The organism is Streptomyces sp. H51 (genome assembly GCF_035656535.1).
Lineage (GTDB): Bacteria > Actinomycetota > Actinomycetes > Streptomycetales > Streptomycetaceae > Streptomyces.
This window is the reverse complement of sequence record NZ_JAYMHD010000015.1, coordinates 245405-262397: the sequence shown is the minus strand read 5'-3', so window position 1 is coordinate 262397 and position 16993 is coordinate 245405. Positions and strand designations below refer to the sequence as shown.

At 74.4% G+C, this 16993-nt stretch carries 17 protein-coding genes and 1 pseudogene; 8 read left to right on the top strand and 10 right to left on the bottom strand.

Features of this window, described 5'->3' with window-relative positions; translation table 11 throughout:
• Nucleotides 1-111: 111 nt before the first annotated feature.
• The 3 genes from VKA29_RS04370 to VKA29_RS04360 form a co-directional block, all read right to left on the bottom strand.
• Nucleotides 112-1635 carry a leucyl aminopeptidase gene (locus VKA29_RS04370; RefSeq protein ID WP_324783814.1) on the bottom strand — a complete coding sequence of 508 codons (1524 nt, stop codon included), beginning with the start codon at nt 1633-1635 and terminating at the stop codon, nt 112-114.
• Nucleotides 1636-1905: 270 nt separating this feature from the next.
• Nucleotides 1906-2481, bottom strand: coding sequence for an RDD family protein (locus VKA29_RS04365; RefSeq protein ID WP_324783813.1), 576 nt, complete (start codon nt 2479-2481; stop codon nt 1906-1908).
• Nucleotides 2482-2547: 66 nt separating this feature from the next.
• Complete coding sequence (locus VKA29_RS04360) at nt 2548-3345, bottom strand: adenosylcobinamide-GDP ribazoletransferase (protein WP_324783812.1); 798 nt, start codon at nt 3343-3345, stop codon at nt 2548-2550.
• Between the two features lie 60 nt (nt 3346-3405).
• On the opposite strand from VKA29_RS04360, the gene VKA29_RS04355 reads away from it, so the two are divergent.
• A complete protein-coding gene (locus tag VKA29_RS04355; protein WP_324783811.1) occupies nt 3406-4173 on the top strand; it encodes a hypothetical protein in 768 nt (255 codons plus the stop codon).
• A gap of 93 nt (nt 4174-4266) precedes the next feature.
• Here VKA29_RS04355 and VKA29_RS04350 read toward each other — a convergent pair.
• From VKA29_RS04350 to cobT, 3 genes and pseudogenes are all read right to left on the bottom strand, one after another.
• Nucleotides 4267-4905, bottom strand: a pseudogene (locus VKA29_RS04350) (hypothetical protein); the annotation flags it as partial.
• On the bottom strand, nt 4902-6638 hold the full coding sequence (locus tag VKA29_RS04345) for a phosphatidylglycerol lysyltransferase domain-containing protein (protein WP_324783810.1): 1737 nt from the start codon (nt 6636-6638) through the stop codon (nt 4902-4904). The pseudogene VKA29_RS04350 and the gene VKA29_RS04345, both read right to left, overlap by 4 nt.
• Nucleotides 6639-7497: 859 nt before the next feature.
• Nucleotides 7498-8658 (bottom strand): nicotinate-nucleotide--dimethylbenzimidazole phosphoribosyltransferase, encoded by a 1161-nt coding sequence (cobT, locus tag VKA29_RS04340; protein ID WP_324783809.1) that lies wholly within the window; start codon nt 8656-8658, stop codon nt 7498-7500.
• A gap of 136 nt (nt 8659-8794) precedes the next feature.
• Here cobT and VKA29_RS04335 point away from each other — a divergent pair, with 136 nt between their 5' ends.
• Nucleotides 8795-9316 (top strand): methyltransferase domain-containing protein, encoded by a 522-nt coding sequence (locus VKA29_RS04335; protein ID WP_324783808.1) that lies wholly within the window; start codon nt 8795-8797, stop codon nt 9314-9316.
• A 90-nt stretch (nt 9317-9406) separates the two neighbouring features.
• On the opposite strand, the gene VKA29_RS04330 is transcribed toward VKA29_RS04335, so the two are convergent.
• On the bottom strand, nt 9407-10609 hold the full coding sequence (locus VKA29_RS04330) for a bifunctional adenosylcobinamide kinase/adenosylcobinamide-phosphate guanylyltransferase (protein WP_324783807.1): 1203 nt from the start codon (nt 10607-10609) through the stop codon (nt 9407-9409).
• Between the two features lie 209 nt (nt 10610-10818).
• On the opposite strand from VKA29_RS04330, the gene VKA29_RS04325 reads away from it, so the two are divergent.
• The gene (locus tag VKA29_RS04325; RefSeq protein ID WP_324783806.1) at nt 10819-11031 is read left to right on the top strand and encodes a hypothetical protein; all 213 of its coding nucleotides are present in this window, start codon (nt 10819-10821) and stop codon (nt 11029-11031) included.
• Nucleotides 11032-11131: 100 nt separating this feature from the next.
• Here the strand turns inward: VKA29_RS04325 and VKA29_RS04320 are convergent, their stop codons facing one another.
• Both VKA29_RS04320 and VKA29_RS04315 read right to left on the bottom strand, forming a co-directional pair.
• Nucleotides 11132-11929: a methyltransferase domain-containing protein gene (locus VKA29_RS04320; protein ID WP_324783884.1), complete on the bottom strand. Its 798-nt coding sequence runs from the start codon at nt 11927-11929 to the stop codon at nt 11132-11134.
• Between the two features lie 53 nt (nt 11930-11982).
• Nucleotides 11983-12657, bottom strand: a complete 675-nt coding sequence (locus VKA29_RS04315) for a DUF3043 domain-containing protein (RefSeq protein WP_324783805.1) — start codon at nt 12655-12657, stop codon at nt 11983-11985.
• A 216-nt stretch (nt 12658-12873) separates the two neighbouring features.
• On the opposite strand from VKA29_RS04315, the gene VKA29_RS04310 reads away from it, so the two are divergent.
• From VKA29_RS04310 to VKA29_RS04295, 4 genes are all read left to right on the top strand, one after another.
• Nucleotides 12874-13656: a PspA/IM30 family protein gene (locus tag VKA29_RS04310; protein WP_324783804.1), complete on the top strand. Its 783-nt coding sequence runs from the start codon at nt 12874-12876 to the stop codon at nt 13654-13656.
• Between the two features lie 23 nt (nt 13657-13679).
• Nucleotides 13680-13958, top strand: coding sequence for a PspA-associated protein PspAA (gene pspAA, locus VKA29_RS04305; protein WP_324783803.1), 279 nt, complete (start codon nt 13680-13682; stop codon nt 13956-13958).
• Between the two features lie 103 nt (nt 13959-14061).
• Nucleotides 14062-15300 carry a sensor histidine kinase gene (locus VKA29_RS04300; RefSeq protein ID WP_324783802.1) on the top strand — a complete coding sequence of 413 codons (1239 nt, stop codon included), beginning with the start codon at nt 14062-14064 and terminating at the stop codon, nt 15298-15300.
• Nucleotides 15297-15980: a response regulator transcription factor gene (locus VKA29_RS04295; RefSeq protein ID WP_324783801.1), complete on the top strand. Its 684-nt coding sequence runs from the start codon at nt 15297-15299 to the stop codon at nt 15978-15980. Before VKA29_RS04300 ends, VKA29_RS04295 begins: the two co-directional genes overlap by 4 nt.
• A 35-nt stretch (nt 15981-16015) precedes the next feature.
• Here VKA29_RS04295 and VKA29_RS04290 read toward each other — a convergent pair whose 3' ends face one another.
• A complete protein-coding gene (locus VKA29_RS04290) occupies nt 16016-16444 on the bottom strand; it encodes a hypothetical protein (protein WP_324783888.1) in 429 nt (142 codons plus the stop codon).
• A gap of 98 nt (nt 16445-16542) precedes the next feature.
• Here VKA29_RS04290 and VKA29_RS04285 point away from each other — a divergent pair, with 98 nt between their 5' ends.
• Complete coding sequence (locus VKA29_RS04285) at nt 16543-16884, top strand: hypothetical protein (protein WP_324783800.1); 342 nt, start codon at nt 16543-16545, stop codon at nt 16882-16884.
• Nucleotides 16885-16993 lie beyond the last annotated feature (109 nt).

Sequence of the window (16993 nt, the reverse complement as noted above, 5' to 3'; positions counted from 1 at the left end):
GGACCCGACGAGACGCCGGGCCGGGGTGTGAGACGTCCCACGTTCGGCCGAGCGCAGCGCGACGGGGCCCCGCCCTACCCGCGTGCGGGGCCCCGTCGCGCACGGCGCCCGTCAGCCGAGGTCGCCGGCCGCCGTCAGCTCGGCCAGCCGCACCAGCGTGCGCACCGCCGTGCCCGTACCGCCCTTGGGCGTGTAACCGAACGGGCCGCCCTCGTTGAAGGCCGGACCGGCGATGTCCAGGTGGGCCCAGGTGATGCCCTCGCCCACGAACTCGCGCAGGAACAGGCCCGCGACCAGGCCGCCGCCCATCCGCTCGCCCATGTTCGCGATGTCGGCGGTGGGGGAGTCCATGCCCTTGCGCAGGTGCTCCGGCAGCGGCATCGGCCAGGCCGGCTCGCCGACCTCCTCGGCCGCCTCGTGCAGCGCGGAGCGGAAGGCGTCGTCGTTCGCCATGATCCCGAACGTCCGGCTGCCCAGCGCCAGCATCATCGCGCCGGTCAGGGTCGCGACGTCGACGATGGCGTCCGGCTTCTCCTCGGACGCGGCCCACAGCGCGTCCGCGAGCACCAGCCGGCCTTCGGCGTCGGTGTTGAGGACCTCGACCGTCTTGCCGCTGTACATGCGCAGCACGTCACCGGGGCGGGTGGCGGAACCCGACGGCATGTTCTCGGCCAGCGCCAGCCAGCCGGTGACGTTGACCTCCAGGCCGAGCCGCGCGGCGGCGACCACGGCGGCGAAGACCGCCGCCGCACCGCTCATGTCGCACTTCATGGTCTCGTTGTGGCCGGCCGGCTTCAGCGAGATGCCGCCCGAGTCGTAGGTGATGCCCTTGCCGACGAAGGCGAGGTGCTTGGCGGCCTTGGCGGAGGTGTACGACAGCTTCACCAGCCGCGGACCCGCCGCCGAGCCCGCGCCGACGCCGAGGATGCCGCCGTAGCCGCCCTTCTCCAGCGCCTTCACGTCGAGCACCTGCACCTTGATGCCGTGCTCCTTGGCCGCGGCCTGCGCGATCGCGGCGAACGCCTCCGGGTCGAGGTCGTTCGGCGGCATGTTGATCAGGTCGCGGGCGCGGTTGAGCTCCTCGGAGACGGCGGTGGCGCGCGCGACGGCCGCCTTGTGCTCCTTGTCACGGGGCCGGGCGCCGAGCAGCGCGGCCTCGGCGAGCGGCGCCTTGGACTTGCCCTTGGCGTCCTTGCCGTTCTCCTTGTACGTGTCGAAGGAGTACGCGCCGAGCAGCACGCCCTCGCCGATCGCGCCGACGTCGCCGGCGTCGCCGACGGGCAGGGCGAAGGCGGCCTTCCGGGTGCCGGCGAGGGCGCGGGCGGCGACGCCGGCGGCCTTGCGCAGCGCCTCCGCGCCGTAGCCGGCGTCCTTCTCCGGCTCGGCGCCCAGGCCCACCGCCACCACGAGCGGGGCCTTGAAGCCGGACGGCGCCGGCAGCTTCGTCACCTCGCCCTCGGCGCCGGTGGCACCGAGGGTGTCCAGGACGCCGGCGAGTCTGCCGTCGTAGGCGTTGTCCACGGCCTCCGCGCCCGGTGCGACGACCGGGCCTTCGGCGCCCTTGGCGACACCGATCACGATCGCGTCGGCCCGCAGGCCGGGCGCCGCGGCGGTGCTGAGAGTGAGAGCAGTCACGGTGGTGAAATCTCGCTTCCGATGTGAAGTTGCTGGGGTCGAGCGGTGTGGGCCGGCCGGGCCCGGAAGCCGACCCCGGTTCGGCCTGAGGGTGCGGTTCCGGCGGGGTCTTCCCCGGTGCGGCGAACACTCCGGACGAGCCTACGCGCGTACGCGGGCCCGCTCGATCCCGTGATTGTTCACCCGGGGGCGGGCTCCTGGACATCCGTCGCACGACAGGCGCTCGCCCGGGGCGCTCCCGCCTCCGTGGGCAGGTCGGGCGCCGGCCCCTCAGGGAGCGGCGGCGACGGGCGTGGCCGCGGCCCCGGCCCCGGTGACCGCGGTGCCGGCCATCCGGTCGGCGAGGGAACGGCGGCCCGGCAGGAGCACGGGCAGCGCGTTGAGCAGGAAGACGACGACGGCCACCGCCCACACCAGCACCGACAGCAGGAACTGCCCCTCGATCAGCAGCACGCAGGCGACGGCGTAGACCGCGACGTCGGCGGCGGTGGTGACGGCGGCGCGCAGCGCGGCGCGGCGCGGCACGCACGGGGTGACCTTCAGGCCGAGCAGTCCCTTGCCGACGGTGCGCCCCGCGAGGGCGAGGCAGCCCCACTGGTAGAGGAACGTGACGAGGACCAGCAGCCCGAAGGCCTCCTCCACGTACAGCACCGTCTTGCCCCACAGCGACAGCCCGAGGGCCTCCGAGGCGCCGACGACGTCCCCGCGCGCGGTCAGCAGGTCGAAGCCGCCGCGGGTGGCGAGGCCGGGCACGTCGGCGACGAGCGCGGAGATCCGGTTGAAGGTGAGCACGCCGAGCCCGGTGGCCGCCGCGAGCACCAGCGCGAAGTCGATCAACCAGGCCATGGCACGACGGAGTTTCGGCACAGTCGTCCCCCGATCGGATCCCGTGTCCGTGTACGGCGGAAGAGATTAGCGCCCCAGGCACAGCACCAGCAGCGAAACCGTCGCGGCCGTCTCGGCGAGCGCCCCGAAGACGTCGCCGGTCACCCCGCCGAAACGGCGCGTGCAGTGGCGCAGCAGGAGTTCGGCCGCCCCCGCCGCGGCGAGCACCGCGAGGGCCGTGCGGACGGCGTCGTACACCCCGATCCACGCGCCGGCCGCGGCCGCCGCGCCGGTCGTCACGGCCGCGGCGAGCACCGCGCCGCGCACCGGGACCACGCCCGCGACCGCGGCCCCCAGCCCCTCCGGCCGCGCGGCCGGCACGCCCGTGCGCGCGGCCAGGGTCAGTGTCAGCCGGGCCCCGGCCGCGGAGACGGCGGCGGCGAGCGCGCCCCGGGCCAATGAGCCGCCGTACAGCTGGGCCAGCGCCGCCACCTGCGCGAGCAGGACCAGGACCAGCGTGATCACTCCGAACGGACCGATGTCCGACTGCTTCATGATCCGCAGCGCGTCCTCGGCGGGCTTCCCGCTGCCCAGCCCGTCCGCGGTGTCCGCCAGACCGTCCAGGTGCAGGCCGCGGGTGAGGACGGCGGGTACGGCGGCGGAGGCGACGGCGGCGAGCGGCGGGCCGGCGCCCAGCCACAGCAGCAGCAGGCCGGCCGCGGCCGAGGCCGTCCCGACGGCCGCCCCGGCCACCGGGGCGCACAGCATGCCGGCCCGCGCCGCGTCCCGGTCCCAGCGGGTCACCCGGACCGGGAGCGCGGTGAGCGTGCCGAAGGCGAAGCGGAGGCCGTCCGGCCAGGGGGGCGTGGTGGAGGGTGCGGGCACCGGCGCAGGTTACCCGGCGGTCGGGAGGGCGGGGGAGACGGCCGTGGATAAAGTTCCCATATGGGACATTGGTGGGAGCGGAACATCATCGAGCCCGGCAAGCTGCCGCTGCTCCTCGCCCTGGCCGCGTTCGTCCTGACGTTCCTGGTCACCCGGACGATCACCCGCCTCATCCGGGCGGGCAGGGGGCCCTTCGGCAACGTCAAGGCCGGCGGACTGCACATCCACCACGTCGTCCCGGGCGTGGTCCTCACCGTCGTCGGCGGCTTCGGCGCGGTCACCAGCGGCCGGTACGGCTTCGGGGCGGCCGTCTGCGCGGTCCTGTTCGGCATCGGCGCGGGCCTGGTCCTCGACGAGTTCGCGCTGATCCTGCATCTCCAGGACGTCTACTGGACCGAGGAGGGCCGCCAGAGCGTCGAAGTCGTCGTGCTCACCGCGGCCGTGGTCGGACTGGTGCTCGCGGGCTTCGCGCCGTTCGGCGTCAACGACATGAGCCGGCAGGAACTGCACAGCCGCGGCAGCGTGATCGCGACCGTCGTGGTCGACTTCCTGTTCTCACTGGCCGTCCTGGTCAAGGGCAAGGTCCGGATGGCGGTCTTCAGCGTGATCGTGCCCTTCGTCGGCGTGGTCGGCTTCGTCCGGCTGGCGCGCCCCGGCTCCCCGTGGGCCCGCCGCTTCTACCGCGACCGTCCCCGCGCCCGTGCCCGCGCCCTCCTGCGCGCCTACCACCACGACCGCCGCTGGTCGGGCCCGAGCCGGGCGTTCCAGGACTGGCTGGGCGGCAAACCCGACCCCGAGCCCACCCCCCGGGCCCTGGAGCGCCGGTGACCACAGCACACCGCGGGCGTCCGCACCGCGCGGCTGCGGCTGCGGCTGTTGGTGTTGCCGTCGATGTTGCCGTGGTTCCGGATCCGGCTCCGGTCGACAGGCGGGGCCGCGCGCCAGGAGCAGGGCCGCGGCGATCGCCGCGAGGTGCTCCTTGCCGGCGAGGTTCTCCTTCAGGGCGACCTCCAGCACTATCGCGCACACCACCGCGCCGACCGTGACGCGTGCGCCGTAGCGCCTGCCCAGGAACACGGCCAGGCCCACCACCGCCGCCGACGGGCCGGCGTCGACGACCTGGGCGTCGGAGCGGGGCAGACCCAGCGGGCCGCCGGGGCCGAGCGCGATGCCCACCCGCGCGTACAGCGTGCCGGCGAGCGTGGCGGCGTACGCGACGACGAGCGTCCGCCACCGGCCCAGGCAGAGCTCCGCGAGCCCGAACACGACCAGGACCTGCGCCAGCGCCCCCCACGCGGGCAGGTCGAGGGCCGGCACGAACAGCGACAGGGGAGTGCGCAGGAGGGCCGCCCAGAGCGGGTCCGCGGCCCGCACGGCACCGGCGTCCTGCACCAGCGCGTACCCCCACGGCCGGTTCTGCGCGAAGTGCAGAATTCCCGTCAGGCACACCGCCCCCAGGGTCATCGGCACCGCCCGCCCGCGCCGTTCCCGCAGCGGTTCGCGCACGGCGACGTACAGCCGTCCCCATTCGGCGCGGGCCCAGCGGCCGACAGCCGTCATCCGTGCGTCTCCAGGTGCTTGCGGTGCAGCCACTTCGGCAGCCCCGGCGCCTCCAGAAAGCCCTCCGCGCGTGCCGACGCCAGCGCGATGCGCGGGAGGTCCGCGCTCTTCTCGAAGAGCAGGAACCGCGGCTCCCACACCGGCCGGTACTTGGCGTTGGCGCGGTACAGCGACTCGATCTGCCACCACCGGGAGAAGAAACTGAGCAGCGACCGCCACAGCCGCAGCACCGGTCCCGCGCCGAGCCGCGAGCCGCGCTCGAAGACGGACCGGAACATCGCGAAGTTCAGCGAGAGCTGCGTGACGCCGATGTCCCCGGCGTGCCGCAGCAGCTCGATCACCATGAACTCCATCAGCCCGTTGTCGCTGTCGCGGTCGCGCCGCATGAGATCGAGGGACAGCCCCTTGGGTCCCCACGGCACGAAGGACAGCAGCGCCCGCAGCTCCCCCTGGGGATCCGCGCACTCGAGCATCACGCACCGCCCGTCCCGCGGGTCCCCCAGCCGCCCCAGCGCCATGCTGAACCCGCGCTCGGTCGCCCCGTCCCGCCAGTCGTCCGCCCGCTCGATCAGGTACGCCATCTCGTCCTCGGGGATGTCCCCGTGCCGCCGGACGCGCACCGTGTACCCGGCGCGCCGCACCCGGTTGAACGCCTGCCGCACGGTCCGCATGGCCCGTCCCTCGAGGGCGAACTCGGAGACCTCGACGATCGCCTCGTCGCCCAGCTCCAGCGCGTCGAGCCCGTGCCGCGCGTACACGGTCCCCGCCTCCTCGCTCGCCCCCATCACCGCCGGGATCCACCCGTGCGCCCGCGCCTCGGCGAGCCACGGCTCGATGGCGCCGGGCCACGCCTCGGGGTCGCCGATCGGGTCGCCCGAGGCCAGCGAGACGCCGCCCACGAGCCGGTAGACGACGGCCGCCTTACGGGTCGGCGACCACACCGCGCTCTTCTCCCGCCGCAGCGCGAAGTACCCGAGCGAGTCCCGCTCACCGTGCCGGTCCAGCAGCGCCCGCAGCCGCGTCTCGTCGTCCTCGGTGAGCGGGTCGACGGCGCGCCGGGAGCGGAACGCGGCGTAGAAGACGGCCAGGACCAGTGCGGTGCTCAGGACGTTGATGGCGACGTTGGCCCAGTTCGGCGCGTCGATGCCGGGGAAGCGGGACTCGTCCACGGCCACCGAGACCAGCCGGAGCGCACCGTAGTGCCAGCGCTCCGCGAACGTGGAACGCGCCGCGTCCGGATCCTGGTTGGTGACCGTCACCAGCAGCGCGGCGAGCAGCGAGCAGACCAGCGTGCCGACGACCGCGACGGCGGCGGCGAGCTTCGGGTTGGACCGGTCGCCCTTGGCGTAGAACTCCCGCCGCCCGACGAGCAGCGCGGCGACGAACGCGGCGGTGAGGCCGAGGGAGACCCAGTTCTGGGCGTACCGGCGGACCTCCTCCAGCGACATCGCGAGGACGAACAGCGCGAGGAACGGGCCGGCCAGGGCGAGGTTGAGGATCCACGCGGCCCGCTTGCGCCGCCGCATGGTGATCGCCAGGAAGGCGGTGAACACCCCGGAGGCGAAGCCGGCGGTCAGCAGGTACGGCGTGAAGAGGTTCTCCTGGTTGTGCCGCCGTACGTCCTGCCCCAGGGAGACCCACACCGCACTGAGGAAGTTGACGAACGCTACGGCCCGCAGGTACCAGACGGCGAACGCGGCCGCTCGCCGCTGGGCAATTCGGGCATCTCCCATGAGTAAGTATCATATGGGCGATCCCTCTGTGAATCGTCTCATCCCCGCTCCCCCGCGCGGCCACCCCCCGATTCCACCCCCACCGTCACCCGATCTCCCCTGTCCCGCCCCGAGCCCCACCCCTGCCGACGCCCCGAGCCCAACCTGCCCGGGTCCGGCCCGACCGGCCCGGGGTCCGGCCCGACCGGCCCGGGGTCCGGCCCGGCGGCCCGGTCTCGGACTGGCGGTCCGTTCCGACCTGGCCTCCTGGCGGCCCGGCCCCCGTCCGGCGGCCGTGGTGGGTTTCCGGACCGTCTCCGGTCCTGGCGGTCTCCTCGACCCCGGCTGCCGTTCGGGCGCTCCGGCGGCCCCGGCGGGCCTCCGGCTCCCCGGTGGGCCTCCGGCTCCCCGGGGGTCTCCGGCTGCCCGGGGGTCTCCGGCTGCCCGGGGGTCTCCGGCTGCCCGGGGGTCTCCGGCTCCCCGGCGGTCTCCGTCTGCCGGGTGCCGCGGGGGCCGGCGGCGGTGGTGGGCCGCTGGCGTCGGCGGTCCGGCGTTGGCGGCCCCGACAGCTCCGGCCGCCCCGGCGGTCCGGGCGGGCGTCGGTCCGTCTCCGGCTCTCGGGTTCCGGAGGCTGGTGGTCCCGGTGGCCCGCTCGGTCTCGCGGTCTCCTCGGCTCGGTGGCCTGCTCGGTCTCGCGGTCTCCTCGGCCCGGGGCCTGCTCGGTCCCGCGGGCTCCCCGGCCCCTGGCGGCCTGCCCGGCCCCGGCGGGCTCCGGCAGTCGGTGGCCAGGGGGTGGTCATGCCGGCGGTCTGGCCGCCGTGGTGGGGCCGGCGGCCGCGGCAGGCATCGGGGTCATCGGCAGGGGCCGGTTCCCGTGGTTCTACGGGGTGCCGGTGGCCCCGGCCGCCTCTCCTGCACCGGGGGCGTCGGCGTCCCCGGTGGGGCCGGTGGGCTCCGGGTTCTCGGGGACTTCCGGTCCGCCCTCGCCCGAGGGGGCCGGCTTCTCGGGGAGTTCGGCGGCGAGTGCGGCGGCCGCCTGCACCAGCGGCAGTGCCAGCAGCGCGCCCGCGCCCTCGCCCACGGTCACCCCCTGCGACAGCAGCGGCTCCAGAGCCATCCGGTCCAGCGCCTTGGCCTGCCCCGGCTCCCCGCTGTCGTGCGCCGCCAGCCACCAGTCCGGCGCCCGGAACGCGATCCGCTGCCCCACCAGCGCGCAGGCCGCGGCCACCACCCCGTCCAGGATCACCGGCATCTTGCGCACCGCGCTCTGCAGCAGGAACCCGGTCATCGCGGCGAGGTCGGCGCCGCCCACCGCGGCCATCAGCTGCAACTGGTCACCGAGCACGGGCCGTGCCCGGCGCAGCGCGTCCCGGATCGCCGCGCACTTGCGCATCCACGCCAGATCGTCGATCGCCAGCCCGCCCCGCCCGGTCACCACGGACGCGTCGGTCCCGCACAGCGCGGCGACCAGCACACCCGCCGGCGTCGTCCCGCCCACGCTCACATCGCCGAGCACCACCACGTCCGTACCGGAGTCGGCCTCCTCGTCGGCCACCGCGATCCCGGCCCGGAAGGCCGCCTCGGCCTCCTCCGGGGTCAGCGCGTCCTCGACGTCGATCCGCCCGCTGCCGCGCCGCACCCTGTGCCGCACGACCTCCTCGGGCAGGTTCCGCGGGTCGCAGTCCAGGGCCATGTCCACGATCCGCACCGGCACGCCGAGCCGCCGCGCGAGCACCGACACCGGACGGCCGCCCTCCAGCACCTCGCGCACCAGCCGGGCCGCGCTGCCCGCGGGCCGGGCCGAGACCCCGAGCTCGGCGATGCCGTGGTCGCCGGCGAAGAGGACCACGCGCGGCCGTTCGACCGGCCGCACCGGCACCGTGCCCTGCGCCGCGGAGAGCCACTCACCCAGGTCGTCGAGGCGGCCCAGCGACCCGGGCGGCACGACCTGACGCTCCCGGCGCGCCTCCGCGTCGCGGCGCACCCCGCCGTCGGGGCGCTCGATCAGATCGGTGAAGTCGTCGAGATTAAGCGAGCTCATTCGCCGAACAGTACCGGCACCGATCGAACAGAGCCGCGCCACACGGTCACCCCGCGCACCCGGCGTCGTTGCCCCCAAGATCGCGATCCCATACTTTCCCTTTTGTCGAGTTTGTCGTACGTCTTGGGAGCCGCCCGTGAACCGTCTGCGCACCCGCGTCCACGCCCTCGACCGGCGCCGCCGCCACCGCTCCGCGGCCCGCGCGCTCCTGCGGGTGCTGCCCGAACCGGAGAGCTGGCTGGACGTGGGAACGGGCTGTGCGGACTTCCCGCACACCGCCCGGGAGTTCTTCCCCTACACCGCCTTCGACGGCATCGACCCCACCGCCCGTGTCGAGTACGCCCGCCGCGCCGGCCGCGTCGAGGAGGCGTACGCCGGGCAGGTGACGGACCCGCACATCACCTCGCTCCTGCGCGCCCGCTACGACGTCGTCACCCTGCTGCGGCACCGCTCGCCCGGCGCGCCGGACCCCGGCGCCGAACTGCGCGCCGCCCTCGCCGTCCTGCGCCCCGGCGGCCACCTCCTCGTGGAGGTGCCGGGAATGCGGTCGGACGGCGTCCGCGCGTACCTGGAGGCGCAGGGCTGCGCGATCGTCACGCCGGCCGGCCGCTTCCCGGACCTCCTCCCGCCCGGCCGCCGTGTCATCGCGCGCCGCTGACCACGACCCCGGGCCTCCGCCCGGCTCCGCGCCGCCCCGCCCCGTCTCCCCGGCTCCGCTCCGCGGGGGCGGCCCGTGAGCGGCCGCGCGTCACCCGCGCAGCACCAGCGCCTGCCCCGCCACCACCAGCACCACCTGCTCGCACTCCGCCGCGAACGCTGTGTTCAGCCGCCCGAGTTCGTCGCGGTAGCGCCGCCCGGACGCCGTCGCCGGCACGATGCCGGAGCCGACCTCGTTCGACACGGCGACGACCGTGCGCCGGGTCGCCCGCACCGCGTCCGTCAGCTCCCGCACCCGCTCCCGCAGCGCCCGCTCGCCCTCGTCCGCCCATACCGCGTCGTCCCACGCCCCCACGGAGTCCATCGCGTCCGTCAGCCACAGCGACAGGCAGTCGATCAGCAGCGGCGGCCCGTCCTCGGCCAGCAGCGGCACCAGATCGCACGTCTCGGCGGTACGCCAGGAACCCGGGCGCCGTTCCCGGTGCGCGGCGACCCGGGAGGCCCACTCGGTGTCGCCGGCCCGCGAACCGCCCGTCGCCGCGTACAGCACGTCGGGAAACGCCTCCAGGCGCCGCTCGGCCTCCACCGACTTGCCCGACCGGGCGCCGCCGAGCACCAGTGTGCGCCGCGGCACGTCGGGTACGTCCTCGTAGGCGCCCACGACCAGCCTCTCCCCGTCCGGCACGGCCCGCGCCCCCGCCGCGGCCAGCCGCCGCCGCAGCTCCGCCCCCGGCGGCACGTCGTGGTCCAGATGGACGGCGACCACGTCCGTCGTCGGGCCCACCGCCCCGGCCGCCCGCAACCCGGCGAGCGCGTCCGGCCGGCCCACGACGTCGGCCAGCACCATGTCGTACACCGTCACCCCGCCGGCCGCCGTCCCCGCCGGCGCACCCCCCGGCGGCAGGTACAGCAACCGCTGCCCGTCCGGCCCGCTCACCTCGTACCCGGTGCCCGGCGCGTCCAGCGCGACCGCCCGCACCCGGTGCCCCGTCAGCAGCGCCAGTTCCCGCCCGTCCGGCACCCGCACGGGCTGCGGAAGCCCGGCCGGCACCTCCAGGGCCGGCCCGTCGTGCGGATGCGACAGCAGCACCTGCCGTACCCCGCCCAGCGACTGCCCGGCCCGTGCGGCCGCGAACACCGCCCCCGGCGTCAGGTCCAGCAGCAGCGTCCCGTCCACCAGCAGCGCGGTCGCCGCCCGCGCGTCGGGGCCGTGCGCGGCGGCGCAGGCGGCGCAGGGACAGTCGGGGCGGGGGAATCCCGCGGGGGCACCGGTGCCGAGCAGAGTCACTTCCACGAAGCGATTTTCGCCTGCCGCCGCCGGCCCCGCGTGACGGCGGCCGGACGAGGGCGTGCGGATGCGCACGACCGGGCGTGCGCGGTCCGAGCGCGCCGGCCGTCCGCGGCCCTGTGCCGGTGCGCCCGGTGCAGCGCATAGGCTTCGCAGCGGAAGCCGGACCGTGATCCGGCTTCCGCTCTGCAGGTGCCCAGACACGGGAGGCGTACATGGTGGCGTGGACGTGGCGGTTCGAGAAGGCCGACGGGGCGGAGGTCCAGCCCGCGGTGCAGCCCGAGGAGTTCACCACGCAGGGGGACGCCGAGTCCTGGCTCGGGGAGCACTGGAAGACCCTCGCCGAGGGCGGGGCGGACCAGGTACGGCTGTTCGAGGACTCGTCGGAGATCTACGGCCCGATGAGCCTGCACGCCGAGGAGGCGTAGGCGCGCACGCGCCCGCCGCGGGAGCACGGGGCGGCCCGTCGGCCGGCGGCCCCCCGCGCCCCGCTCGACCACCGGGGCGTCCCGGGCCTCGGCCCCGGCCTCAGTCCCGCACGCCGCACAGATGCAGCAGCGCCGCGACCGAGCGGTACGGGTCCGTCCGTCCGGCCCGCTCCTCCACCGCCAGCAGCGTCTCCACGTCGGCAGGCGCCGCCCCGACCCGGTCCGCGGCGGTGTCCGTGAACACACGCACCCCGTACCAGGCGTGCAGCGGCGCCCCGATCCCCGCGAGGGTCGCCGTCAGGTCCTGGAGCCGGTCGGCCCGCAGGCCGGGCCCGGGGCCGGACGGGGGTTCCCCCGCCAGGTCGGGGTCGAGGGCGGCGGAGTCAAGGGCGGCGGGGTCGAGGGCGGCGGAGCGCGGCGCGGCGTCGAGCGCGGCCAGCGCGCCCGCCCAGTCGCCGGACAGCCCCGGCAGCATCGCCGGCGCGTCCCCGTTGCACACCACCAGCGACAGCAGCCCGCCGTGCGCGAGCATCCGCGCCAGCCCGGCCAGCAGCGGGTCGGGCTCCTCGACGTACATGAGCACTCCGTGGCACAGCACCACGTCGAAGCTGCCCGGCAGGAAGTGCACGCCGGTGTCCCGCCCGTCGCCCTGGAGGAGGCGCACCCGCTCCCGGATGCCCTCCGGCTCGGCGGCGAGGGCCTGCCGGGCCGCGGAGATCATCTCGGGGTCCCGCTCGACCCCGGTCACCTGGTGCCCGGCCCGGGCCAGGCGCAGCGCCTGCCCGCCCCGGCCCATGCCGACGTCGAGCACCCGCAGCCGCCGCCCGACCGGGAACCGGGCGATGATCTGCTCGTCGACCTGCCGGGCGACGAGTTCCTGCCGTACCAGGTCGCGCAGAGCGTCCGGCTCGCCCGGCGGGGCGTCCGCCGCCCCGGGGAAAGAGGTCGTGCTCAGGGCCGCTCTCCGCGCTTGACCTGCGGCTTCGGCAGCCGAAGCCGACGCATCTGCAGGGAGCGCATGAGCGCGTAGGCGACCGCGCCACGGCGGCCCTGGTCGGGGAAGCGCTCGGCGAGCCGCTTCTTGAGCCGGAAGCCGCTGAGGATCGAGTCCAGCACGATCATCACGACCACCACGAGCCACAGCAGCAGCGCGATGCTCTGCAGCGAGCCCACCGGCACCATGCTCAGCACGAGGATGACCACGGCCATCGGCAGGAAGAACTCCGCCACGTTGAAGCGGGAGTCGACCCAGTCGCGGGCGAACTTGCGGACCGGGCCCTTGTCCCGGGCCGGCAGGTACCGCTCGTCGCCGCCGGCCAGCGCCTGGCGCTGCCGTTCCAGCGCGGCGCGGCGCTCCTCGCGCTGGCGCCTGGCGGCGTCCTTGCGCGTCATGGACGTATTGGCGACGCTGCGGCGCTGGGACTGGGCCTCACTGCGTTTGGGCGTGGGGCGTCCCTTGGGGGCCTGCGGGTCGCGGGGCTGATTGGAGCCGGTCACCGGCGCCTTGTCGGCGACCGGGGCCTTCTCATCCTTGGCACGGCTACGGAACACAAAACCCAAGGGTACGGGGTGCCCGGGGTTGGTCCCCAGCCCGGCGGGGAACGATCCGGCAACGCCAGGCGTCATGTAAAGGACAGAGGGGACGTTGTGCGCGCTTCCGCATCCCGGGGGGACACCTACTCCTCACGCCGGAGCGTCGGCGGGCGCAGTCGTCCTCGGGGATGAGCCCATCCGTCCCCGAACAGTGCGTCAATGGATGCAGGGCCCGTACTGTGGGTTCTGTCGCAGAGCTGGAGCTGGAAGTCCGTCAGAAGGGGGCGCGCGAAGCCCATGAGCGGTGTCATGAAGCGTATGGGGATGATCTTCCGCGCGAAGGCGAACAAGGCCCTTGACCGGGCCGAGGACCCGCGCGAGACCCTCGATTACTCCTACCAGAAGCAGCTGGAGCTGCTCCAGAAGGTCCGCCGTGGTGTCGCCGACGTGGCCACCTCGCGCAAGCGACTGGAACTCCAGCTCAACCAGCTGCAGCAGCAGTCCTCCAAGCTGGAGGACCAGGGCCGCAAGGCGCTCGCGCTGGGCCGCGAGGACCTGGCCCGCGAGGCGCTGTCGCGCAAGGCCGCGCTCCAGCAGCAGGTGACGGACCTGGAGACGCAGCACGCGACGCTGCAGGGCGAGGAGGAGAAGCTCACCCTCGCGGCCCAGCGCCTGCAGGCCAAGGTCGACGCCTTCCGCACCAAGAAGGAGACCATCAAGGCGACCTACACCGCCGCCCAGGCCCAGACCCGCATCGGCGAGGCGTTCTCCGGCATCTCCGAGGAGATGGGCGACGTCGGCCTGGCGATCCAGCGGGCCGAGGACAAGACGGCCCAGTTGCAGGCCCGCGCCGGCGCGATCGACGAACTCCTCGCCTCGGGCGCCCTCGACGACCAGTCCGGCATGCGCAAGGACGACATCCAGGCCGAGCTGGACCGGCTCTCCGGTGGTACGGATGTAGAGCTGGAACTGCAGCGCATGAAGGCCGAGCTGGCCGGAGGCCCGGCCGACCGCCAGGCCATCGAGGGCGGCACCGGTCAGGCCGGGTCCCAGCAGCAGCCGCAGGACACCCCGCGCTTCGACAAGCAGTAGGGGCCCACGCCGAGGAGGGCGACGTGATCGTACGGATCATGGGGGAGGGGCAGGTGAGGCTGGCGGACAGCCACCTCGCCGAGCTGAACCGCCTGGACGACGAGCTCCTGAGGGAGATGGACAGCGGCGACGGCCCCGGCTTCCGCCGCACCCTCCAGGCCCTGCTGTCCAAGGTCCGCGAGCTGGGCTCCCCGCTGCCCGATGACTCCCTGGAACCGTCGGAGCTGATCCTGCCGTCCCCGGACGCCACGCTGGAGGAAGTGCGGGAGCTCCTGAGCGACGACGGGCTGATCCCCGGGTGACCCCGGCGGGCCGGCGGCGCGTCACCGGGACGGCGGACCCCGGGGGCGGGCAGGGCGGCCGCCAGGCGCTCCGGCGCCGACCCGGCACCCGTACTGTGCAGGCGTGAGCACCCTCGAACGCGCCAGATGCCGGCTGACCGCGCACCCCCTGGCGCTGGACGCGGCCCTGGCGGGCGGGGTCCTGGTCTGCATGGTGGCCGGCTCGTTCGTGGACCCCCGCGGCAGCGACGGCGTCACCTGGGGCGTGCGGACCCCGGACCCGCTCAGCCTCGTCCTGATGGTTCTCGGCGCGCTCGCCCTGGTCTTCCGCCGCCGCGACCCGAGAACGGTCCTGGCCCTCACCGTCACCGTCTCCGTGGTCGAGTGCGTCACCGGCGACCCCCGCGCCCCGGTCGCCATGTCCGCCGTGGTGGCCCTGTACACCGTCGCCTCCACCACCGACCGGCCCACCACCTGGCGGCTGGGCCTGCTCACCATGACGGTCCTCACCGGCGCCGCGATGCTCGCCGGCCCCCTGCCCTGGTACGCCCAGGAGAACGTCGCCATCCTCGCCTGGACCGGCATCGGCGCCACCGCCGGCGACGCCGTGCGCAGCCGCCGGGCCGTCGTCCAGGCCATCCGTGAGCGCGCCGAGCGGGCCGAGCGCACCCGCGAGGAGGAGGCCCGCCGCCGCGTCGCCGAGGAACGCCTGCGCATCGCCCGCGACCTGCACGATGTGGTGGCCCACCACATCGCCCTGGTCAACGTCCAGGCCGGGGTCGCCGCGCACGTCATGGACAAGCGGCCCGACCAGGCCAAGGAGGCCCTCGCCCACGTACGGGAGGCCGGCCGCTCCGCGCTCAACGAGCTGCGCGCCACCGTCGGCCTGCTGCGGCAGTCCGGCGACCCGGAGGCACCCACCGAACCCGCCCCCGGCCTGGCCCGCCTCGACGAACTCGTCGACACCTTCCGCAGCGCCGGCCTGTCCGTCGAGGTCGCCCGCGCCGACCAGGGCACCACCCTGCCCGCCGCCGTCGACCTGGCCGCCTACCGGATCGTCCAGGAGGCCCTGACCAATGTGCGCAAGCACGCCGGCGGCACGGCCAAGGCCGAGGTGAGCGTGGTCCGGGTGGGACCGAACATCGAGGTCACCGTCCTCGACGACGGCGCCGGCGAGGACGGCGGACCGGACGGCGACGGCGGACCGGACGACGGCGGGCACGGCCTGCTCGGCATGCGCGAGCGCGTCACCGCCCTGCGCGGCACCCTCACCACCGGTCCCCGCTACGGCGGCGGCTTCCGCGTCCATGCGATCCTGCCGGTCAAGACCCCCCGCCCCCGCACCGCGGAGGACCCCGCATGACCATCCGTGTCCTGCTCGCCGACGACCAGGCCCTGCTGCGCAGCGCCTTCCGCGTCCTCGTCGACTCCGAGCCCGACATGGAGGTCGTCGGCGAGGCGTCCGACGGCGCGGAGGCGGTCCGGCTGGCCAAGGAGGAACGCGCCGACGTCGTCCTCATGGACATCCGCATGCCCGGCACGGACGGCCTCGCGGCCACCCGGACGATCGGCGCCGACCCGTCCCTCTCCCACGTCCGCGTGGTCATCCTGACGACGTTCGAGGTCGACGACTACGTCGTGCGGTCGCTGCGCGCGGGCGCCTCCGGCTTCCTCGGCAAGGGCTCCGAGCCCGAGGAACTGCTCAACGCCATCCGGGTCGCGGCGGGCGGCGAGGCCCTGCTCTCCCCGGCCGCCACCAAGGGCCTGATCGCCCGCTTCCTGGCCCAGGGCGGCGCCGGGGACGACGACCGCGACCCAGCCCGCGCCGAACGCCTGGAGGCGCTGACCGTGCGGGAGCGCGAGGTGCTGGTCCAGGTCGCCGGCGGCCACTCCAACGACGAGATCGCCGAACGCCTGGAGGTCAGCCCCCTCACGGTGAAGACGCACGTCAACCGCGCCATGGCCAAGCTCGGCGCCCGCGACCGGGCCCAACTCGTCGTCATCGCCTACGAGTCCGGCCTGGTCCGACCACGGGCGGAGTGAGCCGGCCCCTTTCGCGCTTTCCTGGTGAATTCCGTTCAGGGAGGTTCAGCATGTGGACCGATCGACCGGTGGAAGTCACCGATTGGGAGCCGCGTCAGGCGAACATGTCCTGGGGTGAGACCGAGGAGCTTCTCGGTCTGTCGCTGCCCGACGATCAAAAGCGCCTTGCTGCGGTCTTCGGCAAGGGGCTCTTCTCCGACTTCCTGCAGATCCTTTCCGTCGCTCCCGGAGGAGCCTTTGACCTCGCCGCCAGCTGGCAGAGTTTCAGCGCTGATGCTAAAGGCCGACCTGCAGGAGTGGGCGCGGTCGATCGCCGAGGGCCTGACGGGACTGGCGCCCGAGGCGACGGCGTGGGAGCCGGGCACGGCCCCGTTCTTCGACGCCGTCGACTGCGTCTCCTCGCCGGGGACCAGCTCCGGGCTGATCTCGGCGTCCAGGACCGCGGCGAGCGTGTCGCCGGTCACCCTACCTCGCCGGCCACCACGTCCCGCAGGCCGGTACGTGTGCCGGGACGACTTCACCCGGCGATCTGCGCGTTCTTGTGGAACAAGAGGAAAGACAAGTGACTGTTCCCAGAAGTCGATCCGGATGGTGGGTTCGGGTTCTTTTTGCGGCAGGTCTGTACGTCTCCGCGATTTTCTGGCTCGCCCTCAGTCTTCCCTTCATGAATGAGGAGATCGGGCCTACGAGCGATCCTGACGACGTGGTGGGGGCAAACTTCATCCTGTTGATTTCCCTCCTTTTCCTGTCGGCCGCTGCACTGGTGTCTCGCAGGTGGAAAGTCGCCTGGGTGTTGTGCTCAATTCTTTTGGTATTGACAGTCCTCGTCTGGACCCAGGTGCCTTCTCTCGTCACCTACTGGAACTTCGAGGGGCCGTGCTACAGCCCCAGCGGGCGGTGCTGAGGGCTGTCCCGTGATCGCCCTTGTATCCGCCGCGGAAGGCAACCGACCGCGGCCGGTTGTCGCTACCTGCGTCAAGAGACGTGGTATCTGGCCGTCAGCGCCATCGAGC